This window comes from Streptomyces shenzhenensis, from assembly GCF_003688995.1.
GTDB classification, from domain to species: Bacteria; Actinomycetota; Actinomycetes; order Streptomycetales; family Streptomycetaceae; genus Streptomyces; species Streptomyces shenzhenensis_A.
In genome coordinates this window covers 213,537-238,642 of sequence record NZ_PENI01000007.1, presented here as the reverse complement: position 1 = coordinate 238,642, position 25,106 = coordinate 213,537, and the positions used below count along the sequence as shown (strand labels likewise).

The 25,106-nt window shown below is 72.6% G+C and carries 21 protein-coding genes and 3 pseudogenes; 13 read left to right on the top strand and 11 right to left on the bottom strand.

Translation table 11 applies throughout. The features are described 5' to 3' along the window. Positions 1-26: 26 nt before the first annotated feature. The 8 genes and pseudogenes from CTZ28_RS14585 to CTZ28_RS14550 all read left to right on the top strand — a co-directional run. Positions 27-1,337 carry a Gfo/Idh/MocA family protein gene (locus tag CTZ28_RS14585; protein WP_121889778.1) on the top strand — a complete coding sequence of 437 codons (1,311 nt, stop codon included), beginning with the start codon at positions 27-29 and terminating at the stop codon, positions 1,335-1,337. Positions 1,338-1,410: 73 nt separating this feature from the next. Continuing rightward, positions 1,411-2,661: an ABC transporter substrate-binding protein gene (locus tag CTZ28_RS14580; RefSeq protein ID WP_121889777.1), complete on the top strand. Its 1,251-nt coding sequence runs from the start codon at positions 1,411-1,413 to the stop codon at positions 2,659-2,661. Between the two features lie 121 nt (positions 2,662-2,782). Further along, positions 2,783-3,691 carry a carbohydrate ABC transporter permease gene (locus CTZ28_RS14575; RefSeq protein WP_121889776.1) on the top strand — a complete coding sequence of 303 codons (909 nt, stop codon included), beginning with the start codon at positions 2,783-2,785 and terminating at the stop codon, positions 3,689-3,691. Position 3,692: 1 nt separating this feature from the next. After that, positions 3,693-4,628 carry a carbohydrate ABC transporter permease gene (locus CTZ28_RS14570; protein WP_121889775.1) on the top strand — a complete coding sequence of 312 codons (936 nt, stop codon included), beginning with the start codon at positions 3,693-3,695 and terminating at the stop codon, positions 4,626-4,628. Between the two features lie 177 nt (positions 4,629-4,805). Beyond that, the gene (locus CTZ28_RS14565) at positions 4,806-5,879 is read left to right on the top strand and encodes an NAD-dependent epimerase/dehydratase family protein (RefSeq protein WP_259471615.1); all 1,074 of its coding nucleotides are present in this window, start codon (positions 4,806-4,808) and stop codon (positions 5,877-5,879) included. A 4-nt stretch (positions 5,880-5,883) separates the two neighbouring features. Continuing rightward, a complete protein-coding gene (locus tag CTZ28_RS14560) occupies positions 5,884-6,960 on the top strand; it encodes a dihydrodipicolinate synthase family protein (protein WP_259471614.1) in 1,077 nt (358 codons plus the stop codon). Further along, positions 6,944-7,984 carry a hydroxyacid dehydrogenase gene (locus CTZ28_RS14555; protein WP_121889774.1) on the top strand — a complete coding sequence of 347 codons (1,041 nt, stop codon included), beginning with the start codon at positions 6,944-6,946 and terminating at the stop codon, positions 7,982-7,984. The genes CTZ28_RS14560 and CTZ28_RS14555 overlap by 17 nt, the downstream gene beginning before the upstream one ends. Before the next feature lie 78 nt (positions 7,985-8,062). Next, positions 8,063-8,550, top strand: a pseudogene (locus CTZ28_RS14550) (fumarylacetoacetate hydrolase family protein); the annotation flags it as partial. 84 nt (positions 8,551-8,634) lie between these two features. Here CTZ28_RS14550 and CTZ28_RS14545 read toward each other — a convergent pair. From CTZ28_RS14545 to CTZ28_RS14515, 7 genes are all read right to left on the bottom strand, one after another. Then, positions 8,635-9,081 (bottom strand): universal stress protein, encoded by a 447-nt coding sequence (locus CTZ28_RS14545; RefSeq protein WP_121889773.1) that lies wholly within the window; start codon positions 9,079-9,081, stop codon positions 8,635-8,637. A 118-nt stretch (positions 9,082-9,199) separates the two neighbouring features. Then, the gene (locus tag CTZ28_RS14540) at positions 9,200-11,542 is read right to left on the bottom strand and encodes a glycoside hydrolase family 3 N-terminal domain-containing protein (RefSeq protein ID WP_259471612.1); all 2,343 of its coding nucleotides are present in this window, start codon (positions 11,540-11,542) and stop codon (positions 9,200-9,202) included. Continuing rightward, positions 11,539-13,473: a glycoside hydrolase 5 family protein gene (locus CTZ28_RS14535; protein ID WP_121889772.1), complete on the bottom strand. Its 1,935-nt coding sequence runs from the start codon at positions 13,471-13,473 to the stop codon at positions 11,539-11,541. The genes CTZ28_RS14540 and CTZ28_RS14535 overlap by 4 nt, the downstream gene beginning before the upstream one ends. 74 nt (positions 13,474-13,547) lie before the next feature. Beyond that, positions 13,548-14,597, bottom strand: a complete 1,050-nt coding sequence (locus tag CTZ28_RS14530; protein ID WP_121889771.1) for a LacI family DNA-binding transcriptional regulator — start codon at positions 14,595-14,597, stop codon at positions 13,548-13,550. Further along, positions 14,594-15,421 (bottom strand): carbohydrate ABC transporter permease, encoded by an 828-nt coding sequence (locus tag CTZ28_RS14525; RefSeq protein ID WP_121889770.1) that lies wholly within the window; start codon positions 15,419-15,421, stop codon positions 14,594-14,596. The genes CTZ28_RS14530 and CTZ28_RS14525 overlap by 4 nt, the downstream gene beginning before the upstream one ends. A 13-nt stretch (positions 15,422-15,434) precedes the next feature. Beyond that, positions 15,435-16,373 carry a carbohydrate ABC transporter permease gene (locus CTZ28_RS14520; protein ID WP_121889769.1) on the bottom strand — a complete coding sequence of 313 codons (939 nt, stop codon included), beginning with the start codon at positions 16,371-16,373 and terminating at the stop codon, positions 15,435-15,437. A 52-nt stretch (positions 16,374-16,425) separates the two neighbouring features. After that, positions 16,426-17,712 carry an ABC transporter substrate-binding protein gene (locus CTZ28_RS14515; RefSeq protein WP_121889768.1) on the bottom strand — a complete coding sequence of 429 codons (1,287 nt, stop codon included), beginning with the start codon at positions 17,710-17,712 and terminating at the stop codon, positions 16,426-16,428. A gap of 219 nt (positions 17,713-17,931) precedes the next feature. Here CTZ28_RS14515 and CTZ28_RS14510 point away from each other — a divergent pair, with 219 nt between their 5' ends. Together CTZ28_RS14510 and CTZ28_RS49525 are read left to right on the top strand one after the other, a co-directional pair. Next, complete coding sequence (locus tag CTZ28_RS14510; RefSeq protein ID WP_121889767.1) at positions 17,932-18,276, top strand: VOC family protein; 345 nt, start codon at positions 17,932-17,934, stop codon at positions 18,274-18,276. A gap of 293 nt (positions 18,277-18,569) precedes the next feature. Then, positions 18,570-18,953 (top strand): annotated as a pseudogene (locus tag CTZ28_RS49525) (Tn3 family transposase); the annotation flags it as partial. A 60-nt stretch (positions 18,954-19,013) separates the two neighbouring features. On the opposite strand, the gene CTZ28_RS14500 reads toward CTZ28_RS49525, so the two are convergent. Further along, positions 19,014-19,772 carry an SDR family NAD(P)-dependent oxidoreductase gene (locus CTZ28_RS14500; protein ID WP_121889766.1) on the bottom strand — a complete coding sequence of 253 codons (759 nt, stop codon included), beginning with the start codon at positions 19,770-19,772 and terminating at the stop codon, positions 19,014-19,016. A 147-nt stretch (positions 19,773-19,919) separates the two neighbouring features. Between CTZ28_RS14500 and CTZ28_RS14495 the strand changes: the two genes are divergently transcribed. Next, a complete protein-coding gene (locus CTZ28_RS14495; protein WP_121889765.1) occupies positions 19,920-20,555 on the top strand; it encodes a TetR/AcrR family transcriptional regulator in 636 nt (211 codons plus the stop codon). Between the two features lie 190 nt (positions 20,556-20,745). Continuing rightward, positions 20,746-21,189 (top strand): resolvase, encoded by a 444-nt coding sequence (locus CTZ28_RS14490; RefSeq protein ID WP_259471609.1) that lies wholly within the window; start codon positions 20,746-20,748, stop codon positions 21,187-21,189. Positions 21,190-21,336: 147 nt separating this feature from the next. Here CTZ28_RS14490 and CTZ28_RS14485 read toward each other — a convergent pair whose 3' ends face one another. Then, complete coding sequence (locus tag CTZ28_RS14485; protein WP_121889764.1) at positions 21,337-22,245, bottom strand: endonuclease/exonuclease/phosphatase family protein; 909 nt, start codon at positions 22,243-22,245, stop codon at positions 21,337-21,339. A gap of 332 nt (positions 22,246-22,577) precedes the next feature. On the opposite strand from CTZ28_RS14485, the gene CTZ28_RS14480 reads away from it, so the two are divergent. Continuing rightward, positions 22,578-23,231 carry a TetR/AcrR family transcriptional regulator gene (locus CTZ28_RS14480; RefSeq protein WP_121889763.1) on the top strand — a complete coding sequence of 218 codons (654 nt, stop codon included), beginning with the start codon at positions 22,578-22,580 and terminating at the stop codon, positions 23,229-23,231. 41 nt (positions 23,232-23,272) lie between these two features. Here the strand turns inward: CTZ28_RS14480 and CTZ28_RS14475 are convergent. Together CTZ28_RS14475 and CTZ28_RS14470 are read right to left on the bottom strand one after the other, a co-directional pair. Beyond that, positions 23,273-24,087, bottom strand: a pseudogene (locus CTZ28_RS14475) (SAM-dependent methyltransferase). A gap of 66 nt (positions 24,088-24,153) precedes the next feature. Continuing rightward, positions 24,154-25,029 (bottom strand): helix-turn-helix domain-containing protein, encoded by an 876-nt coding sequence (locus CTZ28_RS14470; RefSeq protein ID WP_121889762.1) that lies wholly within the window; start codon positions 25,027-25,029, stop codon positions 24,154-24,156. Positions 25,030-25,106: the final 77 nt, after the last annotated feature.

The following is a 25,106-nucleotide window of genomic DNA, read 5'->3' as shown; positions in this document are numbered from 1 at the left end:
GACCCACCCCGAACCTGGATGACACCATGCCCGAAACCCACTCCCCGGCAGCCGCCGCACCGGACCCGCGCACAGCCGGCGGCCCCGTGCGCATCGCGCTCGTCGGCGCGGGCAACCGCGGTCTGACGTACGCCGGCTGGATCCATGAGCACCCCGACCGGGCGCGCCTGGTGGCCGTCGCCGACCCCGACCCCGGGGCGCGGGCGGCGGCCCGGGCCGACACCCAGTACACCGGCTGGCAGGAACTGCTGGCGGCCACCGAGCGCGCGGGCCGGCTCGCCGACGGCGTCGTCCTGGCCACCCAGGACCGCGAGCACGTCGAGCCGGTGCTCGCCCTCGCCCGCGCCGGATACGCCGTCATGACCGAGAAGCCGCTCGCCCCCACCGAGGAGGAGTGCCGCACCCTGGTCGCGGGCGTGGAAGCGACGGGCGTGCCGTTCGCCGTCTGCCACGTCATGCGCTACACCCCGTACACCGACCTGGTGCGCGAGGTCGTCGCCGACGGGGTGCTCGGCCGGATCACCGGGGTGGAACACCTGGAGCCGGTCGGCTGGTGGCACTTCGCCCACAGCTATGTCCGCGGACCGTGGCGGCGCGCGGACCTCTCGTCGCCCATCATCCTGGCCAAGTCCAGCCATGACCTGGACTGGATCGCCTATGTGACCGGACGCCGCATCGAGACCGTCGCCAGCTTCGGGGAACTCACCCACTTCCGGCCGGAGAACGCCCCGGCCGGAGCCACCGGCACCTGCCTGACCTGCCCGGTCGAACCCGGCTGCCCCTACTCGGCCGGCAAGCTGTACTACCCCGCGCTGCGCAGCACCGGCGGCGCCTGGCCGATCAGCCATGTCACCGCGGCGGCCCACGGGCCCGCCGACGAGCCGGCGCTCACCGAGGCGCTGCGCACCGGCCCGTACGGACGCTGCGTGTACCACTGCGACAACGACGTGGTCGACCACCAGGTCGTGGCGATGCGGCTGAGCGGCGGTGTGACGGCCACCCTCACCATGTCCGCGTTCACCGAGCAGACCCACCGTCAGACCCGGATCTTCGGCAGCCACGGCTGGCTGCGCGGCGACGGCGAACAGGTCGTCGTGCACGACTTCCGCGACGACACGGTGACCGTCCGCACCACCGGACCCAGTGGCTCCAACGCCGCGGACGGCCACGGCGGCGGTGACATGGCGCTGACCGAGGCGTTCGTCACCGCCCTCGCCACCGGCGACCGGAGCCACATCAGGTCAGGGCCCGCCGAGTCGCTGGGCAGCCATCTCGCCGCGTTCGCCGCCGAGCGCTCCCGGCGCCACGGGACGGTCGAGACCGTACCGCCGCGCTGAACCCGCGGTCCGCCGCGCGGACCGCCCAGGACATTCCGTACCCCGCCGCATCCCACCACCCGAGGAGTCCTCCATGAGAACCCGTACCGCGCGGCTCACCGCCGCGGCGACCGCGGTCGCGTCCGCGTTCACCCTCGCCGCCTGCGGCGGCGGCAGCGACGCGGCCGGCGGCAAGGCCACCGTCACCACCTGGGTCTACCCCGTCATCAACGACGAGAAGGCCAACGCCGCCTACTGGAGCGGCCTGGAGAAGAAGTTCGAGAAGGCCAACCCGGACGTCGACGTCAAGGTCTCCACCTACCCCTGGGCCGACCGCGACACCAAACTGACCACCGCCCTCGCCGCCGGCAAGGGACCCGACGTGGCCTATCTGATCCCCGACCAGCTGGCCGCCTACCGGCGCAACCTCGTCCCCGCCGACGAGTACATGCCCGCCGACGCCAAGGCCGCCTACCGGCCCAGCGCCCTGAAGGCCGTCACCGTCGACGGGCGGACGATGGCCACTCCGGTGCTGATGTCGGCGTACCCGCTGATGTGCAACAAGAAGGTGCTCGCCGCGGTCGGCGCGGACACCGCGCCCACCAGCTGGGACGAACTGGCCGCACTGGCCCCGCGGTTGAAGAAGAAGGGCTACTACGCCATCACCTACAGCGGGGACACCACCGCCACCCTCAACATGACCTACTACCCGCTGCTGTGGCAGGCCGGCGGTGAGGTGTTCTCCGCCGACGGGAAGCAGGCCGCGTTCAACAGCGACGCCGGGGTCACCGCCCTGACCTGGCTGAAGAACGTCACGGACCGGGGCTGGACGCCGAAGGACCTGATCACCAAGACCCCGTCGATCGAACAGACCGACCTCGCCAAGGGCAAGGTCGCCTGCACCTGGCAGAACACCCCCGCTGAGGTGGCGGGCTTCTGGGGCAAGGAGAACATCGTCATCGGCTCCGCCCTCACCCAGCAGAAGCCGGTGGCCTACGGCACCGTCGGCACCCTCGCCCTGTTCAAGGGCGGCGACACCGGCGCGGCCGGCAAGTGGATCTCGTTCGTGGCCCAGCCGGAGAACGTCGCCGGACTGGTCGAGCCCGGCGGCTACTTCGGCGCCCGCACCGACGGCACGGACCTCTACCCGGGCGATGCCCTGCAGCAGGCCACCCAGAAGGTGCTCGACAGCACCGACGTGGGCCCGCTGAACACCGCGGCCCGCGATGTGATGGGCGTCCTCGCCCCGGAGATCCAGTCCGCGCTGCTCGGCAAGGCGAGCCCGAAGCAGGCGCTGGACAAGGCCGCCGCCGCGGCCGACCAGATCATCGCCCGCAAGCGCTGACCGGCGGGCGGACCCCCCGGCGGCCGGCCCGCCCGCACCGGGCCCGCCGGGACCGCACGCCCCAGCCGTCCCCACCCCCCGCCGCGCACCGGGCGCGGCGCCACCCACCCAAGGAGGTCCCGTGGCCGCAGTCGCGGAACACCCCCGACCCGACCGGACCGTCCGCGGGTCACTGCGCCGCAAGGAGGCATGGGCCGGCCTGCTGTTCGTCCTGCCCTGCCTGGTGCTCTTCGCCGTCTTCCGGTTCGGCCCCGGCCTCGGCGGCCTGCTGCTCGCCTTCACCGACTATGTACCGGGCGACGTCACGCACTTCACCGGCCTGGAGAACTTCCGCCGCCTGGTGGCGGACCCGCTGTTCTGGTCCGCGCTCAAGGTGACCGTCGTCTACACCGTGCTGGCCGTGCCCGTCGGGATCGGCGCCTCCCTCGGACTCGCCCTGCTCACCCGGCGGGCCTTCCGCGGCAGCAAGCTGTTCCGGTCGGTGTTCTTCCTGCCCGTCGTCACCAGCCTGGTCCTCGCCTCCACCGTCTTCGTGTGGATCTTCTCCACCGAGGGCCCCTGGTCCGCGGTGATGGGCTTCCTCGGGCTGCCCGACCAGTCCTGGCTCAGCGACTCCGTGCTGGTGCTGCCCGCCCTCGCGCTGGTCGGCATCTGGTCCCGGTGCGGATACGGCATGCTCATCCTGCTGGCCCGGCTGCAGGACCTACCGGCGGAACTGGAGGAGGCGGCGCTGGTCGACGGCGCAGGACCCGTCCAGCGCTTCCGCCACATCGTCGCGCCGCAGCTGCGTCCGGCCTTCTTCTTCCTCGCCGTCATCGAGACCACCAACAGCTTCCAGGTGTTCGACGCCGTCTACATGATGACCGGCGGCGGCCCGGCCAACGCCAGCTACTCGCTGGTCTTCCAGCTCTACGACACCGGCTTCAAGTACTTCGACCTCGGCTACGCCAGCGCCATCGGCTGCGCGCTGTTCGTGCTCACCGTCGTCGTCGCCCTCGTCCAACGGGCCGTCCTCGGCAAGGAGAAGTGACATGGCGCCCACGACACAGGCACCCGCCGCGCCCGTCGAGCCGCCGTCCGCGACCACCGGGCCCGCCCCGGTGCGGCCCGGCCGCCGCCGCACCACCGCCCCCGAGGCACCGGCCGGACTGCGGCCCACCCGGACCGGCAAGCTCGTGAGGGCCGTCCTGCTCGCCCTGGCCTCGGTGGCGACCCTGTTCCCCTTCTACGCCATGGTGGTGCTCTCGCTGCACCCGCAGGGCGCGGTCGAGCTGCCCGGCAGCCTGTTCCCCTGGCGGCTGACCGGCGAGGCCTACACCGAGGTGCTCGGCGCCCGCGACGTGCCGCGCTGGCTGTTCAACACCGTGGTCTACTCGCTGGTCTCGGTCGTCGGCGTGCTGCTGCTCGCCTCGCTCGCCGGATACGCCTTCGCCAAGAAGCGCTTCCCCGGCCGGGAGACCATGTTCTGGTCGTTCCTTTCGATGGTCATGGTCCCCTACCACGTCACCATGATCCCGACCTTCATCCTGATCTCGAAGCTCGGCGGCGTCGACACCTACTGGGGCCTGATCGTGCCCACCCTCGCCAACGCCCAGGCGGTCTTCCTGATGCGGCAGTTCATCCTCGGGCTGCCCGACGAGATCTTCGAGGCGGCCCGCCTCGACGGCTGCGGCGAGCTGCAGATCTTCTTCCGCATCGTGCTGCCGCTGCTCAAACCGGTCCTCGCCACCCTGGGCACCTTCGTCTTCCTGTGGCACTGGAACGACTTCCTGTGGCCGCTCATCGTCGGCCAGAGCGCCGAGATGCGCACCCTCACCGTCGGCATCGCCTCGCTCCAGCAGGAGCAGGTCCCGCTCAACCAGGTCCTCGCCGGGTCCGTCATCGCCTTCGTACCGATCTTCAGCGCCTATCTGGTGGGCCAGCGGTACTTCACCGAGGGCGTCGTCGGATCCGCAGTCAAGGGCTAGGGCCTCTCGTTTGGATCATGCCGGGCTCGCGGGCCCTGGCACCGCGCCTCGCGGCGTTGTCGTCGGTTGTCAGGGCTCCGCCCTGCCGCCCTCCTCCGCCTTGCGATCCACGGCACCAGACCCCGCTCCCTGATCCGGCCTGATCCAAACGAAAGACCCTAGGCACCAAGGAGCCGTATGCATTCCGCACCCCCCGCACCCACCACCCCCAGACACCTGAGCACACCCGAACGGCCGCACGACGAGGCGGCGTTGGAGGACCTGCTGGCCACACCCTCACCCGGCCTGGTCGCCGACCTGGGCGGCCTCGACGGGGACCTGCTGATCCTCGGCGCCGGCGGCAAGATGGGACCCAGCCTGTGCCGGCTCGCCCGGCGCGCCCTGGACGCCGCCGGGCGCGGCGACCTCGCCGTGCGCGCGGTCTCCCGCTGGTCCGACCCGCGGGCCGCCGCCGCGCTCACCGCGGACGGCATCGACACGGTCCCCTTCGACCTGATGGACGGCGACCCCGCGGGGCTGCCCGACGCCGGGAACGTCGTCTTCATGGTCGGCGCCAAGTTCGGCAGCGCCGCCGACCCCACCACGGCCTGGGCGGTCAACGCCGCACTGCCCGACCGCATCGCCCGCCGCTACCCGCACGCCCGCATCGCGGCGTTCTCCACCGGCAACGTCTACCCACTGGTCTCCGTCCTCGGCTCCGGCAGCACCGAGGACGACCCGACGGGCCCCGTCGGCGAGTACGCGATGTCCTGCCTGGGCCGCGAACGGGTCTTCGGGCACCACGCGCGGCGCAGCGGCACCCCGGTCGCCCTGATCCGGCTCAACTACGCCGTCGACCTGCGCTACGGCGTCCTCGCCGACATCGCCACCGCCGTCCGCTCCGGCGCTCCCGTCTCCCTCGCCACCGGCCATGTCAACCTGGTCTGGCAGGGCTACGCCAACGAGGTCGCGCTGCGCTCGCTCACCCGGGCCGCGGCCGATCCCTTCGTCGTCAACGTCACCGGACCCGAGACCGCCTCGGTGCGGCGCCTCGCGCACCGGTTCGCCGCCGAGTTCGGCACCACGGCGCACTTCACGGGCGAGGAGACCGGCACCGGCCTGCTCTCCGACGCCACCCTCTGCCACGCGGAGTTCGGCTATCCCGCCGTGCCGCTGGCCACCCTGGTGGCGTGGCAGGCGGGCTGGATACGCGACGGGCTGCCGCTGTCCGGCAAGCCCACGAAGTTCGACGTACGCGACGGAAGGTTCTGACCCGGTGACCCACCCCGACCCCGTGACCCACCCCGAGACACACCCCGCCCCCACCCCGCTCGACCTGCTCGCCCGGGGAACGGTCGTCCCCGCGCATCCGCTGGCCCTGGACGCCGAACGCCGGCTCGACGAACGCCGTCAGCGGGCACTGACCCGCTACTACCTCGCCGCCGGCGCCGGCGGCATCGCCGTGGGCGTGCACACCACGCAGTTCGCGATCCGTGAACCGTCCGTCGGACTGCTCCGCCCCGTACTGGAACTCGCGGCCGAGACCGTCGACCGCGAGGCCGGCCGGCCCGTCGTCCGGGTGGCCGGCGCCTGCGGCTACACCGCGCAGGCCGTCGCCGAGGCGGAACTGGCCGCCGGACTCGGCTACGACGCCGTGCTGCTGAGCCCCCAGGTGCCCGGCGCCGACGAGGCGGGACTGCTGGACCGGGCCCGCGCCGTCGGCGAGGTCTTGCCGGTCATCGGCTTCTACCTCCAGGAGGCGGTCGGCGGCCGCTATCTGTCACCGTCCTTCTGGCGCGCCCTCGCCGACATCCCCTCCGTCGTCGCCATCAAGACCGCGCCGTTCGACCGCTACCGCACCGCCGAGGTCGTCGACGCCGTGGCCAACGCCGACCGGGCCGCGGACGTCGCCCTCTACACCGGCAACGACGACGCCATCATCACCGACCTGCTGACCCCCTACCGGACCCGCGGCGGCACACTGCGCTGGTTCGCCGGCGGGCTGCTCGGCCAGTGGGCGGTGTGGACGCACACCGCGGTCCGGCTGCTGGCGGAGGTGCGCCGGGCCCGGGCGGGCGACCACGACCTCACCGTGGAGCTGCTGCGCCGCGCCCCGCAGCTCACGGAGGCCAACGCGGCGGTCTTCGACGTGCGCGGCGCCTTCCGCGGCTGCATCGCCGGGGTGCACGAGGTGCTGCGCCGCCAGGGCCTGCTCGACGGCACCTGGTGCCTGGACCCGGCCGAGCAGCTGTCGCCCGGACAGGCCGAGGAGCTGACCCGGGTATGCAAGGCCCACCCCTGCGTCACCGACGACACCTTCGTGGCGGAGCACCTCGATGACTGGCTCCGCTGACCCCGCGGCCGGACCGGGTCCCGGCGGGCGGCCGCCGACCGTGGTGGCGGTGCCCGCGGCGCTGCGCGAGCAGCTGTTCACGCCCGCCGCCTGGGACCGGCTGCGCTCCGTGGCGGACGTGACCGTGCTGGAGGAGCACACGGACCGGGACGCCCTCGCGGCCGTCCTGCCGGCCGCCCGCATCCTGGTCACCGCCTGGGGCACCGCCCGCATGGACGCCGACCTGCTCGCCGCGGCACCGCACCTGGAGCTGCTGGCGCACACCGGCGGCGCGGTCAGCCCCTACGCCGACGAGGAGGTCTTCGCGCGCGGTATCCGGGTCACCCAGGCCGGCGCCGCCATGGCGCGCTCGGTCGCCGAGGTCGCGCTGGCCTTCACCCTCGCCCTGCTGCACCGCGTCCACCGCTTCGACCACGCGCTGCGCGGCGGCGCCGACTGGGACCGGGCCGCGGCGGCCCCGCCCCGGCACGAGATCCTCGGCTGCCCGGTCGGCGTGATCGGCGCCTCCCGCACCGGACGCGCCTACATCGCGCTCGCCCGAGCGCTCGGCGCCCGGGTCAGCGTCCACGACCCGCTGCTCACCGAGGCGGAGGCCGCGGAACTCGGGGTGCGCAAGGCCGCGTTGGCCGACCTGCTGGCGACGAGCCGCATCGTGGCCGTGCACGCCCCGGCGCTGCCCGAGACCCACCACCTCATCGGCGCCCGGGAACTGGCGCTGCTGCCGGACGGCGCGGGACTGGTGAACACCGCCCGCTCCTGGCTGGTGGACGAGGAGGCCCTGGTCGCCGCGGTGCGCACCGGCCGCATCGACGCCGCCCTCGACGTGTACGACGCCGAGCCGCTGCCGGCCGGACACCCCCTGCGGGGGCTGCCCAACGTACTGCTGACACCCCATCAGGCGGCGGCCACGGTGGAGTGCCGTCAGGCGCTGGGCGACAGCACCGTGGACGAGATCGTGCGGTACGTGACCGGGCGGCCGCTGCGGCACACCGTCGACCGCACCGCCCTCGCCCGCGTGGAGTGAACTCCCGTACCGGGCCGGGCGGAACCCCTTCGTCCCGGCACCGTCCCACCCCCACGACCACCTGAACGGAGCCGACACATGCGACTTCGATCTGTCCCCGCTCACTCCGGACATCGACCCGGGGTTCCTCGCCGCCGACGGCATCGCCCGCACCGCCGCGGCCCTGGCCGCGGGCGCCCTGCCCGCCGCCCGCGTCGAGGGCGAGCGCGTGGGACCGCCGATCGCCTGGCCCGGCGCACTGCTCTGCATCGGCCAGAACTACGCCGCGCACGGTCGTCGGCCCCGAGGACGATGTGCTGATTCCGCCCGGCTCGCGGAAGACCGACTGGGAGGTGGAACTCGCCGTCGTCATCGGCCGCACGGCCCGCTACCTGACCGAGGCCGACGACCCACTGGCGTACGTGGCGGGCTACGCGCTCAGCAACGACGTCTCCGAACGCGCCTACCAGCTGGAGCGCTCCGGCGGTCAGTGGTCCAAGGGCAAGAGCTGCGAGACGTTCAACCCGCTCGGCCCCTGGCTGGTCACCGCGGACGAGATCCCCGACCCGCAGCGAGTCGCCGCGCGCTGAGTCGTGGTGCCGGCCCGGGAGCGCACGGGCCGGGCGGGGCGGGCCGGAGTCACCGCCCCGCCCCGCCCGGCCCCGACCGGATCAGGCCTTGTCGCTGCCGGCGCTCTCGGGGTTCTCGGGCACGAGGAGAACCGCTGTCCGGCTGGTGTGCGCGACGGCGTCGCTGACACGGGGGTTGAACAGCGCCTCGAGCGAGCCGCGGTGGTGCGGGATGAGGACGAGGAGGTCCGCCTGGAACTCCTCGGCGGTGTCGGCGATGGTGGCGGCGATCTGGGTGGTCAGACCCTCGGCGAGGGTGCCCTCGGCCTCGACGCCGGCGTCCCGCAGGGCGCCGACGGCCTCGTCGAGGACACCCCTGGCCTCCGCGTCGTCCTCCAGGGGGACGACGGCGGCGAGCGTCGCCGCGGACGCGGCGACGTGCAGGACCTTGACCTTGGCACCGGTCAGCCGGGCCATGTCACCGGCCAGCCGCACGGCGGCGTGGCGGGCGGGGCTGGAGTCGACGGCGACAAGGATGCGCTGGAACATGGATCTCTCTTTTCCTTTTCCGGACACCGGGTGGCGTGACCGATCATGCGCCTCAACAACGCAACGGCTCGGAAGTGTTCCGCCCGGCCGGCCGGTTTCCCCGATCTTGGCCCGAGGTTCACTTCCTTCCCGGGGTGGCCGGCCCGGAGTTCCCCGCGGGCTGGTCGATGCGCAGCGCCGACCCCTGGGTGCGGTCGGCCGAGGGGCCCGTCTCCAGGAGCACTTCGCCCGGCTCCACGACCGGTTCCAGATCCCGGCCCGGCGAGGCCAGGGTGCCGGCGTCGACCCTGAAGACGGCCTCCGCGCTCGCGCCCGGGGGCAGATCGAGAGCGGCGAAGCCGCGCAGTTCCCGGATCCGTGGCCACGACGTGCTGCCCGACACCCGGCGCACATACAGCTGGACCGTCTCGCGCACCGGATGGCGGCCGGTGTTGCGGACGGTGACCCGGCAGGTCAGCGCCGGGTCGTCCGCGGTGACCCGGTCACGGGACAGCCGGGGCGGGCCGTGTACGACGGTGGTGTACGACAGGCCGTGGCCGAACGGGTAGGCGGCGGTCGCGGGCTGGTCGACGTACCCCCGGTAGCCGTGGTCCTTGGCGTTGTAGAACACGGGCAGCTGGGCCGCCGAGCGCGGCACGGAGACCGGAAGGCGGCCCCGCGGCTGGGCCCGGCCGAACAGCACGTCGGCCACGGCCCGGCCGCCCCACGGCCCCGGATACCAGGCGCTGAGCACGGCCGTCGCCGCACCCGGCGGTGTCGGCAGGGCGTGCGGGCGGCCCTGGACGAGCACCACGACCGTCGGGACGCCGGTCGCCGCCACCGCCCGCCACAGCGCCGACTGCCCCTCGGGAAGCGACAGATCGGCCAGGTCTACGCCCTCCCCGCAGGTCATACCGGACGGTGGCCCGGCGGTCACGATCGCCGCCCCGTTGGAGTCGAACACGGTGTCCCCGGAGCGTGCGCTGGACCCGCCGAGGACCAGCACGGCGACGTCGCAGGAGGCCGCGAGCCGGACCGCCTCGGGCACCCCGGAGACATCCCCGCCCACCAGGTCGCAGCCGGGGGCGTACACCACCTCGGCGGCGCCGGCCGCCGCGCGGATGCCGGCCAGGACGGTGACGCCGGTCCCGGGGCGCTGCGGTGCCGTGTAGTCGCCGATCTGCTGGGCGACGGAGTCGGCGTTCGGACCCAGCACCGCGATGCGGGACGCCGCCGGGGACAGGGGGAGCACGTCGCCCTCGTGCGCCAGCAGCGTGATCGAGGCGCGGGCCAGCCGTTCGCTCAGCTCGACCGGATCGGGGCCGCGCCGGGAGGACTCGGCGGCGGGGGTGCCGGTGCGGTCGAAGAGACCCAGGCGGAACTTCAGGGTGAGCACCCGGGCCACGGCGGTGTCGAGCGTCCGCTCGTCGACCAGGCCCCGCTCGACCGCCTCCCCGAGCCGGGGGAAGCACGCGTCCCACAGGCTCAGGTCGCAGCCCGCGTCGAGGGCCAGCGCCCCCGCCGCCACCGGATCGCCGGTGAGCCGGACCAGCCGGTCCACCGCATCGCCGTCCGCCATCACGATGCCCTCGAAACCCCAGCGCTCCCGCAACAGCCCGGACAACAGGGGGCGGTTGGCGACACAGGGCAGGCCGTCGAACTCGTTGTAGGCCGCCATCACACCGGCCGCCCCGGCCCGTACGCCCGCCTGCGCCGCCATGAGATGGATCTCGTGCAGCTCGCGGGCGCCGAGTTCGGTGGCGGCGCTGTTGCGCCCGCCGGCGGTGGCGCCCTGGCCCGCGAAGTGCTTCAGGACGACGGCGACCCCGGCCCGGTCCGCCCCCTCGACCAGCGCCTCGGTCAGCCGCGCCGCCAGATAGGGGTCCTCCCCGAAACACTCCTCGGCGCGCCCCCACCTGGGGTCGCGGAGCATGTCCAGCGCCGACACCAGGGCCACATGCCCGCCGCGGGCCCGCAGTTCGGCGGCGGCGGCCTCGGTGGCCTCGGCGTACAGCTCCGGGTCCCAGCTCGCGCCGACCGCCAGGTTGACCGGCAGGACCGTGCCGTCCAGGGCCTGGTGGCCGTGCGGCATCTCCTCGACCAGCAGCACCGGGATGCCCAGCCTGCTGTGCTCGACGACGTACCGCTGCACCGTGTCGCAGACGTGGGCGCCGTCCGCCGCCTCGATGCCGGTGCCGAAGCCGACCCCGGACCAGGCGTCGGCCCGCTGCAGCCCGTACAGCGCGCCCATCCCGCCGAAGGCGGCGACCTCCGCCTCGAACGCCTCGGTCAGCCGGTGCCCGCCCTCCGTGCGCTCGTACGCGTGCCAGCCGTACATCCGCTGGTTGACCTGCCCGACCTTCTCCGTCAGCGTCATCCGGGACAGCAGGTCGCGCACCCGCTCCGGCACCGGCGCCGCGGGATCCTGGAAGCGCGGGCCCGCGGTCTCCGGCCGGGCCACGCCCGGCTCCGCCGCGCTCACCGCAGCTCCAGGACCGCGACGCCGTACGGCTCCAGCGTGACCTCGGTGACCGGCGCACCCGAGTCCGGCACATGCAGCGTGCCGTCGCTGACCGGAGTCACCCGCAGCGTCTGCGGCGACTGGCTGACCAGCCAGACGAAGCGCCGGCCGTCCGCGTGGACCAGCAGGTCCGCCGCCACGTTCGGATCGTCCACCGTCACCGGCCGGCGCACTCCCGCGACCTCCGCGAGCGCGGCGTACAACCGGTGTGTCCGGTCCGGGTTGGCCCCCGGGGTGCGTGCGGCCATGTGCTCCAGCGGGTAGGTGGCGAGCACGGTCCGGCCCGCGCCGTTCTCGTTGACCAGCAGCGCCGGGCGGCCCCGCCCGTCGACCGCGACCACCCGGCCCTCCTTGGGGACCACCGGCAGATAGGCCCGGCTGTCCGCGTTGCCTGCGACCGGGAAACGCAGCACCTCGCCCGCGCGCAGAGAGCCGAAGTCCTCCGTGAACGTCATCTCCAGCACGTCGTCCTCGATCGGCTCGGCGACGCCGTACGACAGCTGCAGCTCCACCCCGAACAGGCCGTCCAGGTCGTCGAACCACGGGCCGCGGGTGACGGGGTGCTCGCCCGAGCAGAACGACAGATAGACGGTGGCGCCCGCCTCGGCCCTGCGCCGCAGCTCCCGGCGGGTGCGGGCGGTGAACTGGCGGGTGGCCGGCAGCAGATAGAGCGCGGCCTCGCCGGGCAGCCCGTCGGCCTCCCGGGTCAGGCCCACCGGCAGGTCGGCCGCCCGCGCGCTGACGTAACTCTGGTGCAGCGACGTGAAGATGAGCGGCCGGTCGGCGGGCCTGCTGTAGGGGTAGCCGCGCTCCAGGAAGGCCGGCACCACCAGCGCGGCGTCGGCGTCCGCCCGGGCGCAGCGGGCGAAGTCGACGGTCCGCAGCACCTCGGCGAAGGCGGCGATCTCGCGCAGCGGCTCCTTCGGCGCGCCCGTGCCGTCGGTGATCCCGAAGTGCATCTCGAAGGGGTGGTGGTCGTACGGGGGCCGGTCCCACAGATCGTCGTAGTCGGTGTTGTTCCAGGCGATCCAGCCGGTGGCGCCGCCGAGCAGCGAGTTGTGCAGGGTCTGGCGGTAGTAGATCCCGGCGTTGCGCGCCGAGACGGTGTCGGTGGAAAGCCCGAACTCCTCCAGCACGACGGGCTGTCCGGTGACGGACGCGAGTTCGCACTCGAAGGCGGCCCGGTAGTGCTGCCGGGTCCGGTCGGTGTCGGAGCGGTAGACGTGCGGGCCGACGAAGTCGACGTACTCGGCGGTGTCACGCAGCGAGAAGCCGTTGTCGTTGCCGGTCACCTCGATGCCCCAGGCCCCGTCCCCGAGCGACACCGGCTGGGTGCCGCCCGCGGCGCGCACCGCGTTGCACATCGCCTGGGCCCACGCCGTGACCACGTCGGAGGACGGCGGATCCACCTGGTAGACCCGGCCGTATCCGGGCATCTCGTTGGTGATCAGCCAGCCGGTGACCGCCGGGTGGTCCTTGAAACGGCGGGTCATCTGCGACACGAACCAGGCCTGCCGGCCCACCATCCACACGTCCTCGTACAGGTCCCGGCCGCCACGCCAGGCCGGGTCCCAGTTCTCGCCGGACATGTGGCCGACGATGAACGTGGGCACCGTGCCCATGCCGGTCTCCTGGTGCGCGTCCAGGAAGTCCCGGAAGTGCGCGCACAGCGCCTCGTCGATCCGGTGCGGCTCGGGGTGGAAGTCGGGCCAGTAGAAGAAGGACCGGGTCATCGTCAGACCGTGGTCGTGCAGGACCCGCAGTTCCTCGCGGACGGTCTTCGGGTCGTAGTCCCGCCACATCAGGGGGCCGCCGGTGCGCGACCAGAAGTTGGCGCCGAGCCAGGGCAGCACGGCGGGATGGTGGGAGAGCTGGGCGCTGTGGCGTCGCATGATCCTTCTCGGGTCGGTGCGGGTGCGGGGGGTGAGGGACTTTCGGGTCGTACAGAAAAGGGGAACGGCAGGGGCTAGGTGACGTCCGGGGCCGGTCCGGTGGACTCGCGGACCACCAGGCGCGGCCGGTCGCCCAGCGGCAGCTCCGCGACCTCCTCGCCGCACAGGGCGAGCAGCAGCCGGGCCGCGGCGGCGCCGACGCGCTGCACCTGCTGGTCGACGGTGGTGAGCCGGGGGTGCAGCCAGCGGCCGAGCGGCAGATTGTCGTAGCCGACCACCGACAGGTCCCGCGGCACGTCGAGCCCGGCGCGCTGCGCGGTGCCGATGCCGCACACGGCCATGGAGTCGTTCGCGTACACGATCGCGGTGGGACGGCCCGCGGCGTCGAGGAGCGCCTCGGTCGCGCCGACCGCCGACGGCTCGGTGAAATCGGTGTGCAGCACGGCGAACGGCCGCAGCCCCGCCGCCTTCAGGGCCGACTCGAACGACTGCCGGCGCAGCTGGGTGTGGTGCAGCTCCGGCGGACCTGCCACATAGGCGATCCGCCGGTGGCCGAGGCCGACCAGGTGCTCCACGACCTCCTGGACCCCGGCGCCCTGCTGCCCCAGACCGACCCGCGGCACGGCGGTGGAGCCGTCCGGCGAGCCGAGCAGCACCGCGGGCAGGCCGAGCCGGGCCAGCAGCGCGGGCCGGGAGTCGTCGGCGCGCGCGTCGGTCAGCACGGCGCCGTCGACCCGCCCCTCGGCGGCGAACCGCTCGTACAGGGCGTTCTCCTCACGCGGATCGGTGACCAGGTGCAGCACCAGGCCGTAGCCGCGCGGCGCCAGTTCGCCCTCTATGCCGGTGATCAGCTCACTGAAGTGCGGGTCGGCTCCCAGCACGTCGGTGGGCCGCCGCACGACCAGCGCGAGCGACCGGGTGCGGGCGCTGCGCAGCGCCGCCGCGGAGGCGCTGGGGGACCAGCCGAGCTCGACGGCCGTGTCCAGGATGCGCCGCCGGGTGGCCTCCGACAGCCGGCCCTTGTCGTTGAAGGCCTGCGAGACCGCGGCGGTCGACACGCCCGCCGCCGCGGCCACCGCCTTGATGGTGGGCCGCCGGCCCGCCTTCCGCGCGGCCTCGCTCACAGCTTCACCGCCCCGCTGACCAGGGCCTGCTGCATCCGCTTCTGGAGAACCGTGTACACCACCCACACCGGTACGAGGGTGAGGACGGTGCCCGCGGTCAGCACGCCGTAGTCCGTGCCGGTGATCGACTTCAGCGTGGGCAGGGCGACCTGCACGGTGCGCTGCGACGGGTCCGGGCCGATGATGACCAGCGAGTACAGGTACTCGTTCCAGAAGGTCAGGAAGTTCAGCAGCAGCACGGTCGCGATGCCGGGCAGGCACATCGGCGTGTACACATGCCGCAGCACCGCGTAGGTCGACGCCCCGTCCATCCGCGCGGCCTCCTCCATCTCCCGCGGGACGGTCCGCATGAACTGGACGAGGATCACCACGGAGAGCGGCATCGCGGTCGCCGGCAGGAACAGCACCATGAAGGTGCGGGTGTGGAAGAGACCGGTCGCCGCCGCCAGCAGGAAGGTGGGGAACAGGGCGGCGAAGGTCGGGATGAGGAACCCCAGCGAGAACACCTTCTCGATCACCACGGCGGTCCGCCCCGTCGACCGGGCCAGCGCGAAGGCGGCGGGCACGGCGAGCAGCAGGGTCAGCACCAGCGAAACCACCGTCACCAGGGCCGAGTTGCCGACGGCGAGCCCGAGGTCGGCGCTGCTGAACGCCGTGCTGAAGTTCCCGAAGGAGAACGACGAGGGCAGCGCGAAGGGGCGGCCGAAGATCTCGTCGTTGGTCTTGAACGCGGAGACGATGAAGTAGTACAGCGGTACGACGAGCAGCACCGCGTACGTCCAGACCAGCAGATGGGCCGGGAGCCAGCGTTTGCCGAGCTTCATGGGGCTGCTCCGATCAGTAGGTCTGCCGGAAGGCGCGGCGGATGCCGAGGAGTCCGACGAGTCCGGCGAGGAAGAGGATGACGCCGACGGTCTGGCTGTAGCCGAGGTCCGCGGCGATGAACGCCTTCTGGTAGACGAGGAACGACAGGGTGGTCGAGGAGGTGCCGGGACCGCCCTGCGTCAGCAGCAGCACATGCTGGGCGGAGCCGAACAGCGTCCACAGGAACTGAAGCATCGTCACCACACCGACATAGTCCCGGATCACCGGGAAGTGGATCGCCCACATGGTCCGCCAGTGCCCGGCCCCGTCCAGCTGCGCCGCCTCGCCCAGCTCGTCCGGCACGCTGTTCAGCCGCGCCGCGAACAGCACCGCCGTGAAGCCGATCCCGCTCCACACGTCCAGCGCGATCAGACACGCCAGCGCCGTCGAGGGGGAGGCCAGCCAGGCGTCCGTGAGCGACCCCAGCCCCAGCCCGTTCAGGGCGCCGTTGAGCAGCCCGTCGGGCGACAGCGCGGCGTAGAACACCATCGCCTTCGCGGGGGTCGAGATCAGCCCCGGGATGAACAGCAGATACCGGATGATCCGATGGCCCGGCGGGCGCTGCGCCACGTAGTAGCCGAGCATGTACGCGCACAGGATCATCACCGGCAGGGCGACGGCCAGTTGTACCGCGGTGTTGCGCACCGCGTCCCAGAACACCGGGTCGTCCAGGACCGTGCGCACATTGCCGAGGCCCGCGAACGACACCGGCTGCAGCATGCCCGGCCAGTGCAGGGCCGCGATCACGAAGATGGCGAGCATCGGCCCGACCATGAACACCAGGTACCAGACCAGGGCCGGCACGGCGAGGATCGTGCCGCCCTGCCGCGGGCCGCCGCGGCCGGTGACGGGGGAGGACGGGGCGGTGCGGCGGGTCGCGGCGGCGCCCGGTGGAGACGTCAGCGTCGTCATACGAGGACTCCCGTGGACGGGGGCTTGGGGAACGGGGGAGCGGACCGGTGGCTCATGCGGACCGGTACGCGGCTTCGAGCAGGGCGCGGACCTTGGCCGCGCCGGTGCCCCGCGTGAAGGAGGTGCTGGTGGCGGTGATCAGCGGCTGGGTCGCGGCGGGCGGCACATACACGTCGGGCAGCAGGACCTGACTGACGTCCCCGCCCAGCCGCTGCGCCGCGGCCACCAGCGGGAAGTCCGTGCTGACCGTGTCCGTGCGCAGGGCCATGTCCCGGCCGCTCTCCCTGATGAACCGGGAGACGGTGTCCGGGCGGTACATGAAGCGCAGGAACTTCTCGACGTGCTCGATCTTGCGCACGCCGTTCGGGCTGATCCAGAACCCGATGAGGGTGAAGGCCCGGATGATGGTCGGCCTCTCGTGCGCGGCGCCGGGGCCCAGCGGCCAGCCGCCCACCTCGGTGTGGCGGGCCACCTCCTCGGGCACCTTGGCCAGCGCGGACGACATCGCCGACTGGATCGCCGCGGTCTGCGTGTTGAACTGCGTCGTCATCAAGTCGGAGGTCAGGCCCTGCGCCTTGTCCGCGAACACGCCGGCGTCGCGCAGGGCCACGAAGTAGTCGATGCCGTCGCGCACCCCACGGCCGCCGAAGTCCCCGGTCGAGTAGGCGTGCCGGGCCTCGTCCGCGGTGAGGTACGTCTGGATGATCTGCGCGAGCAGCTTCTGCCCGGTCCAGTCGTTGCCGCCCACCGTGACGGGGGCGATGCCCTTGGCGCGGAGCTTGCGGGCGGCGGCGATGAGCTGGTCGCCCGTGGTGGGTACGGCGTCGACACCGGCCCGGTCCAGCAGCGCCCGGTTGTAGGCGACCGGCCAGTTGGTGGCGAAGTACGGGAAGGCCCGCACCCGCCCACGGGCGTCGGTCCACGCCTGGAGCGCGGTGGGCAGCACGCGGTCGCGCAGCCCCCATCGGTCGAGATACGGGCCGACGTCGACCGTGGCGTCCACGTCCGTCCAGGCCAGCGTCTTGTCGTAGAGGTTGACCATGACGACGTCGGCCTCCTTGCGGGCCAGCCGCGAGGTCTCGTAGACCTGGCCGAGGTCGTCGCCGTTGATCAGGTTCTTCACCTTCAGGCCCGGATTCTCCTTGCGGAACCGGTCCAGGGCGGCCAGATAGGTAGGGGAGCCCGGGGCCGTCGTACCCAGCTGGGTGTGGACGACCAGGGTGTCCGGATCGGAGTCCGCCGCGGCCAGCGACGAGCAGCCGGAGAGGGCGGGCAGGGCGGCCGCGGCGAGGCCGGAACCGGCGGCGAGTAGGCCGCGCCGAGTCAGCGAGGAGCGCACAGCGGGAGGTCTCCAACCAGACGGTTAATGATTGGTTAATCGATGTACCTCAGGAGGTGGGAGGACAGTAGGAGGCGCGCCGCCCCAGGTCAACCCTTCGGCGTGAGGAATTTCCGGGTTCCGGGGCGGGCTCCGGCCGCGGCGAGGCCGGCCCGCACCCGCCGCTGTGCGCGCGTCCGTGTGCGGACGTGCCGTCGTGGGCCGCCCTACGATGACGGCATGGCTCTCGACCTGTTCGCCGGCATCCCGGTCAAGGACTATGCGGCGGCACTGGATTGGTACGAGCGGCTGCTCGGCTCCCCGCCGGCGTTCGTGGCGAGCGACACCGAGTCGGTGTGGGAACTCGCCGAGCACCGGTACGTGTACGTCGAGCTGCGGCCCGGCCACGCGGGCCACGCCATGCACACCGTCTTCGTGGACGATTTCGAGGCCCGGGTCGCCGGGATCGCCGCACGCGGACTGCGGCCCGCACAGCGCACGACCTACGCCAACGGTGTACGCAAGGCCGTGTACCGCGATCCGGACGGAAACGAGATCGGGATCGGCGGCGCGCCGCCGGAGTGAGCCGGCGTCGTCGTGGGCGATGCCCCGCGGGGGGCGCGGGCGTCCCGGCGGAGGCCGGCGGGCGGTGCGCGGGCGCTCCGCGGCGGATGTCACGGGCGCGGTGCGCGCCCCCGGAGCCGCGGGTGCGTGACCAGCACGAAGGCGCCGAGGGATGGGTGTGCGGCGGTGACGGCGCGCGCCGGTCCCTGCCGATAGCGGCCCTCGGCCGCGACGCCGCTCCACACCGCGGGAGTCCACGACGCCGGTGTCCGTGGACGCCTGGGCGGCCGACCCGGCGGCGGTCGCCCGCAGGAACTCCGCCGGTTGCGGCGTTCGCGGAGTACGGTCGGGTCGCGAAGACCGAGCACCTGCTGCGCGTGGTCGACCTGGTGGACGACACCTGCCGGCGTCAGATGAACCGGCAGCTCACCGTGGAGGAGTCCCGCCACAAGCTCGCCCGCGACGTGTGCCACGGCAAGCGCGGCACCATCCACCAGGCGTACCGCGGCGGGGACCAGCTCGGCGCGCTCGGGCTGGTCCTCAACGCCATCGTGCTCCGGACGAGGAAGTACATCGACGCCGCCGTCGCCCAGCTCCAGGCCGAGGGCCACGAGACCCGGGACGAAGACATCGCCCGGCTCTCCCCGCTCAAGCACCGCCACCTGAACCTGCTCGGCCGCTACGGCTTCACAGCCGCGGTCGGCTCGGAGTGAGTCGGGGCCGTCACTGCCTGCTTCCCTACCGGCCGTCGCCCGGCGTCACGGGAGGGCGCCGCCGGAGACCTCGATGCGCTGGGCGGTGACCCAGCGCAGTCCCTCGGAGGCCAGCGTAGCGATGGCGTCGCCGATCTCCTCAGGTTCGCCGACGCGGCCGAGCGCGGTCTGTCCGGCCAGAACCTGGCGCATTCCGGCGTCGTCCCGCATCGCTCCGCCGTTGAAGTCGGTGGCGGTCGGCCCCGGGGCGATGGAGTTGACCCGGATGCCGCGAGGTCCGAGTTCTGCGGCGAGGGTGCGGCTCAGGGCTTCGACGGCGGCCTTCGAGGCGGAGTAGGCCGAGGTGGCGGGGCTGGTGTGGCGGGTCAGCGACGTCGAGACGTTGATGACCTGGCCGCCCTGGGCCAGCAGCGGCACGAGTGACTGGATGAGGAAGAACGTGCCCCGGACGTTGGTGCCCATCACCGTGTCGAAGTCGTCGATCGTGACGGTCTCCAGCGGCCCGAAGACTCCCACTCCCGCGTTGTTGACCAGGATGTCGAGCCGCGACGTACCCCAGCGCTCCAGCTGCGCGCCCAGTTCGGAGGTGAAGGACGCGAAGGAGGACACGTCGCTGATGTCGAGCCGGAGAACAGCGGCAGTCCCACCCACGGCCCGCACCTGTTCCACCGTCTTCTCGGCCCCGGCCGCATCGCCGCGGTGGGTGACCACGACCCGCACCCCGCGTGTGGCCAGGGCGATGGCCGCGCTGCGCCCGAGGCCGCGATTCGCACCGGTCACCAAAGCGATCTTGTCGATCGTCATGAACTTCCTCCGCCGTGCGACAACCAGGATGCGCCCAGGTGTCACAGATCAGATGCGAGTCACTCGACTCGCCTTGCTGGTGCACCGTAAGCGGGCCCCCGGAGGCGAGTCAAGTGACTCGCCTCGGGGCTACGGCATACTCGCCGCATGGCAGCAGAACTCACGGCGCATCACCGCAGGCTCGCCCAGCAGAAGCGTGAGGCGATCACCTCCGCGGCCACAGAACTGTTCTTGGACCGTGGCTACGACGGCACCTCCCTCGCACGGATCGCCGAAGCGGCCGGGGTCTCGAAGTCCACCCTGTTCAAGCAGTTCCCCACCAAGGCGGCCCTCTTCGAGGCCATCGTCACCGAGTCCTGGCAGCGCGACGCCGGCGATACCGCCGCGCGGCCACAGACGGGAGATCTGCGCTCCGGGCTGACAGCCATCGGCCACCGCTACGCCGACCTGATCGGCCAGCCCCGCATGGCAGGCCTGTTCCGGATCGTCATCGCCGAACTGCCTCGTTTCCCCGAGCTGGGGCGGGTGCAGTTTCAGCTCGGCAAACTGCCCTACTTCGCCTCCGTCCAGCACTACTTGGAATCCGAGCATGAGGCGGGCAACGCTGATGTGCCCGACGCCGAGAGCGCCGCGAACCAGTTCCTCGGCATGATCGCCAACTACGTCCTGTGGCCCCGCATGCTGCTGACCGGCTGGAACCCCGCGGCCTCCGACATCCACAACGCCGTCGAAGAGGCCGTCCGGACGATGCTCGCCAGATACACCCCCGCCCCGCCGGCCTGACCCGAAGCCGGAACTTCGACACCGACGCGCCATGCCAAAGACCGCGACGCCTTCACCCGCGACACCCGTCGGCAAACGATGGCGAGCTCAAGCGGTCAGCGCATCACTGCTGTTCAGGAGGTCAGCGTAGACCTCTGCCGGACTGCGCGCCGCCGAGGTCAAGCGCAGCAAGGGCGGGCGCCGCCCCGCCGTGGCGACCACGAAGACCGGCGACGTGCGCACCGCGTACCTGGAGGGCCGCTCGATCGCGGCCCTCGCCCGCGACCACGGCGTCAGCCGCGGCGCGATCCGCACGGCCGTCGCCGACCTCCTGCCCGACCACATCGCCACCGAGGAAGAGTCCTCGGCTCCGGGACTGCCGGTCACCCTCGACGTGCCGGGCAAGGTCGCCGACTTCCTCCGCGTCACCGAACTGGAGCCCGCCGAGCGAGCCGCCCTCGACCAGGGCGTGACCGTACGGCGCGGCCAGGGCTACACCCTGCGCGTCACCGCCGTCTACGCCGTGCACCGCCAACTCCTCGCCCGCTGCCGGCCACTCGACGGCGCCCAGGGCGCCCCGGCAGTCCCGGCCCAGCGCAAGGCCCGCCGCGAGTACGAGCACCGCGTCAGCACCCTCGCGCCGATCGGACCATGATCGTTCTCACCGATGACCGCTGTACCGATGTTCCCCGAGGCCGATCCCGTTGTCCGGGCGCGCCGTCCGGCGCACGGCGGGGCTCGCGCTGTCCCGGCTGAACCGAAGGTTCGCGTCGACGGCGAGGAGCAGTGCTCCCTGTGGCGTTCACCGCTGTCGTCGCTCAGCGGTGTCGGACCGGTGACCGTGCCGCCGGATCAGGAGGTCGGTGACCACCGGGCGGTGGTCCGATGCCCCGGTCGCGACCTCGTGCGCGCCGGTGACGGTGACCTCGGGCGAGACCGCCACCAGGTCGATGCGGGAGACCGGGTCGATCGCCGGGTAGGTCCTGCCGCCGTCCGGGGCCGCGTCGGCCAGCGGGCCCCACAGCTTCGCCAACTCGGGCGCGCCCGCCTCGGCGTTGAAGTCACCGACGAGGATCTTCGGCCCGCGGTCCTCGGCGAGGATGCCGAGCATGTCGTCCACCTGGGCGCGCCGCACCGAGGGGTCGGCGCGGTAGTCCAGGTGGGTCGAGTAGAGGTGCACGAGGGTGCCGTGGACCCGGACCGTCACCTCGGCGAAGCCGGGCGCCGGGGCGGGCACGGGGTCGGGGACCTGGGTGGACAGCCGGGTGATCTCGTGGTTCTCGGCGGCGGCCAGCGGGAGACGGCTGAGCACCGCCACCCCGAACTGCCGCCGCTCGGCGTTCTCCGCGGCGGGCGGCAGGTCGTAGATCGGGGCGAAGAAGACCCGCATGTCCAGTCGTTCGGCGAGTCCCCTCGCCTCGTCGGCGAAGCCGCTGCGGGCGCCCCAGTGCACGTCGACCTCCTGGAGGCCGATCACGTCGGCGTGCAGGTCGCGCAGCGCCGCCGCGGTGCGGTCGAGGTCGAAGACCCCGTCCTGCCCGGCTCCGGCGTGAATGTTGTACGTGGCCACGCGCAGCGGCGCGGCCGGCGCAGCGCCGGCCGGCCGGTCCGCCGAGGCGGCGCCGGGCGATGCCGCGCCGAGCGTGGCGGCGGCGCCGAGCAGGGCGGCGAGCAGGGCGCGACGAGTGGACCGTCGGGTGCTGCGATACACACAAACCTCCGGATCAGAGTGCGGTGGGCCCGCATCGAACGAGGTGCGCGGTGTCCGGGGCATGCTCGCCCCCGCGGGATGGGAGCCCGTGGCGACCAGTCACCGTAGGGCAGCGGCCGTGAACCCCGCGCTCCCGCCCGATGACGGTTCGCGGACAGCTAGGCTCCGCGGTCCCGGCAGCCCGCCACGTCCGGGCGGCTCGGCGGCGCCGGCCGGGTCGTGCTCGACGTGCAACCGCCCACCCGCCCGGAGGCGGTGCCGGACACCTCGTCGTGATAGCCTCTAACTGAACCTTCGGCATATAGCGCTACGGCGTGGAGGGGTGGCAGGTCATGACGGAACCGGGCACGACGACCCCGCGCGAGCGCTATCGCGCCCAGGTGCGCGCGGAGATCAAGGAGCGGGCGCGGGAGCAGATCGCCACGGCGGGCGCCTCCGCCCTCTCGCTCAACGCGATCGCCAAGCAGCTGGGGATGAGCGGACCGGCGCTCTACCGCTACTTCACCGGCCGCGACGAGCTGATCACCGAGCTGATCAGGGACGCGTACCGCAGCCTGGCCGACACCTTCGGCACGGTCGTGCGCTCCGGATCCGGCGCCGACCTGGCGGCCCTGGCGCACGCCCTGCGCGACTGGGCCCTGGCCGACCCCCAGCGGTACTTCCTCATCTACGGCACACCCGTCCCCGGCTATCACGCGCCCGACGACACCACCGCGATCGCGTCCGAGATCATGACGTTCCTGCTCGACGCCTGCGCCGAGCTGCCCGCCGCGGCTGCGCCGAGCGCGTTCGACCGCCATGTCGAGGAGCACCGCCGGTGGGCGGACGGCCACCCCGCCCCGCCGGCGGCCCTGCACCGGGCCCTGTCGTTCTGGACCCGGATGCACGGCATCCTGTCCCTGGAACTCGCCGGCCACTTCACCGGCATGGGCTTCGACGCCGCGCAGCTGTTCACCGCGGAACTGGACGATCTGCTGGCGCCCTGACCACACGGGACCCCGGCGGCACCGGCACCCGTCCGCAGCCGCTACGGCTTGCGGGCCACCGCCCCGTACATGGCGATGTCGCGGTCGGCGACCAGGGTGTGTGCCGCGTCCGGATGCCATCGGTGCACCTGCATGAGGCCCGGCGCGACCAGGTCGAGACCGTCGAAGAACTCCTCGGCCTCGGAGCGGGTGCGCAGCCGCATGGGCATACCGCGCGCCGCGTACTCCCGCGCGACGCGGTACACCTCCACCGGCGCGAAATCGGCGGTCCCGACGGACATCGCCAGATAGCTGCCCGAGGCCAGCGGTTCGAGGAGGCGGCGGACGACGCCGACGGCGTCGTCCTCGTCCAGGACGAAGTGCACGATGCCGATGACGGTCAGCCCCACGGGCCGGCGCAGATCGAGCGTCGTCCGGAACTCCGGCGCGCGCAGGATCGCGTCCGGCTCGCGCATGTCGGCCTCGACATACGCGGTGCCGCCCTCGGGCGAGCTGGCCAGCAGCCCCTGGGAGAGGGTCAGCACGATCGGGTCGTTGTCCACGTACACGATCCGTGCGTCGGGTGTCACGGACTGCGCGATCTCATGGAGGTTCGGCGAGGTGGGGATGCCGGTGCCGATGTCGAGGAACTGCCGTATCCCGGCCTCCTCGCACAGCCAGGACACCGCCCGGTTCATGAACGCGCGGTTGGCCCGCATATGGACCGGCAGTGCGGGCCACTCCCGCACCATGGCGTCGCCGGCGCCTCCTTGTCCGCGGGATAGAAGTCCTTGCCGCCGATGACGTAGTCATAGATGCGCGCGGAGTGCGCGATGCTCGTGTCGATCCGTTCGGCGGGCCATCCGTTGTCCGGCACGTCCCTAGCTCCCGACAGGTCCACCCCTCACCCCCAGCATGCCGTCAGGCACGCGGCGGCGCATGGTCAGAGGGTCTCTCGCAGGGTCGTGAGCAGTGCCTCGGTCCGGCGCGCGGAGGTGGCCTGTGCACCGAGGTGGTCCAGTGCCTCACGGTGTGCGACGACGTCCTCGGGCCTGTCGAGGCTGGCGGAGCCGGTCAGACCGAAGCGCCAGACGATGTCCGGCAGCTCCCTGGCCCGGAACCGGAAGAGATGAAACGCGCCGGCGCGCATCGCGGGATGCGGCCCGTTCTGGAACGGCATGATCTGCACGGTCACCTGCGGCAGCCGGTTCACCTCGATCAGGTGGTCGACCTGGGCGCGCATGACGGCCGGCCCGCCCACCGGCCAGCGGAAGACCGTCTCGTCCATGATCACCCATAGTCGCGGGGGTGACGCGCGCAACAGGATCTCCTGCCGGCGCAGACACATGGCGACCTTCCGCTCGTTCGTCTCCTCCGATGCGTGCGGAGCGTCGGAGCGGGCGAGCGCCCGGGCGTAGTCCGCGGTCTGGAACAGCGGATGGACGAACTGCGCTTCATAGCCGCGGATCTGCTGGGCCGCCTGTTCCAGGCTCAAGTACGAGGGCAGCCACTCCGGCAGGACGTCCCGGAACTCGTGCCACCAGCCGGGCACGTTGGCCTGGCGTACCGAACGCAGGAATTCGTCGATTTCCTGCGGGTCCGTCACGCCGTAGGTGCGCAGCAGCTTTTCGGTCTCCGCGAGACGCAGCCGGGCCACCTTCGCCGCCTCCATGCGGCGAATCGTCGAGTGGCTCACGCCGATCGCGGTGCCGGCCTCCTCGAAGCTCAGACCGGCCCGGCAGCGCAGCTGCTCCAACTGCTTTCCGAGGATCATCCGCAGCACGGAGGGCGCTCCGCCCCAGTCGGTTGCCGAGGTCATGCGATTCCCCTCAGGGACGTACTCCAAGCAAATTCGATCAATCTGTCTCCAGTAAAGCATGCCGTGGCATTTTGAAA

Coding starts and splice junctions, on each gene's coding strand:
- CTZ28_RS14555 (WP_121889774.1), top strand. CDS start 6,944: ATGACTGGCTCCGCTGACCCCGCGGCCGGACCGGGTCCCGGCGGGCGG.
- CTZ28_RS14535 (WP_121889772.1), bottom strand. CDS start 13,473: ATGCGACGCCACAGCGCCCAGCTCTCCCACCATCCCGCCGTGCTGCCC.
- CTZ28_RS14545 (WP_121889773.1), bottom strand. CDS start 9,081: ATGTTCCAGCGCATCCTTGTCGCCGTCGACTCCAGCCCCGCCCGCCAC.
- CTZ28_RS14570 (WP_121889775.1), top strand. CDS start 3,693: ATGGCGCCCACGACACAGGCACCCGCCGCGCCCGTCGAGCCGCCGTCC.
- CTZ28_RS14480 (WP_121889763.1), top strand. CDS start 22,578: ATGACGGAACCGGGCACGACGACCCCGCGCGAGCGCTATCGCGCCCAG.
- CTZ28_RS14520 (WP_121889769.1), bottom strand. CDS start 16,373: ATGACGACGCTGACGTCTCCACCGGGCGCCGCCGCGACCCGCCGCACC.
- CTZ28_RS14510 (WP_121889767.1), top strand. CDS start 17,932: ATGGCTCTCGACCTGTTCGCCGGCATCCCGGTCAAGGACTATGCGGCG.
- CTZ28_RS14470 (WP_121889762.1), bottom strand. CDS start 25,029: ATGACCTCGGCAACCGACTGGGGCGGAGCGCCCTCCGTGCTGCGGATG.
- CTZ28_RS14580 (WP_121889777.1), top strand. CDS start 1,411: ATGAGAACCCGTACCGCGCGGCTCACCGCCGCGGCGACCGCGGTCGCG.
- CTZ28_RS14495 (WP_121889765.1), top strand. CDS start 19,920: ATGGCAGCAGAACTCACGGCGCATCACCGCAGGCTCGCCCAGCAGAAG.
- CTZ28_RS14500 (WP_121889766.1), bottom strand. CDS start 19,772: ATGACGATCGACAAGATCGCTTTGGTGACCGGTGCGAATCGCGGCCTC.
- CTZ28_RS14585 (WP_121889778.1), top strand. CDS start 27: ATGCCCGAAACCCACTCCCCGGCAGCCGCCGCACCGGACCCGCGCACA.
- CTZ28_RS14525 (WP_121889770.1), bottom strand. CDS start 15,421: ATGAAGCTCGGCAAACGCTGGCTCCCGGCCCATCTGCTGGTCTGGACG.
- CTZ28_RS14565 (WP_259471615.1), top strand. CDS start 4,806: ATGCATTCCGCACCCCCCGCACCCACCACCCCCAGACACCTGAGCACA.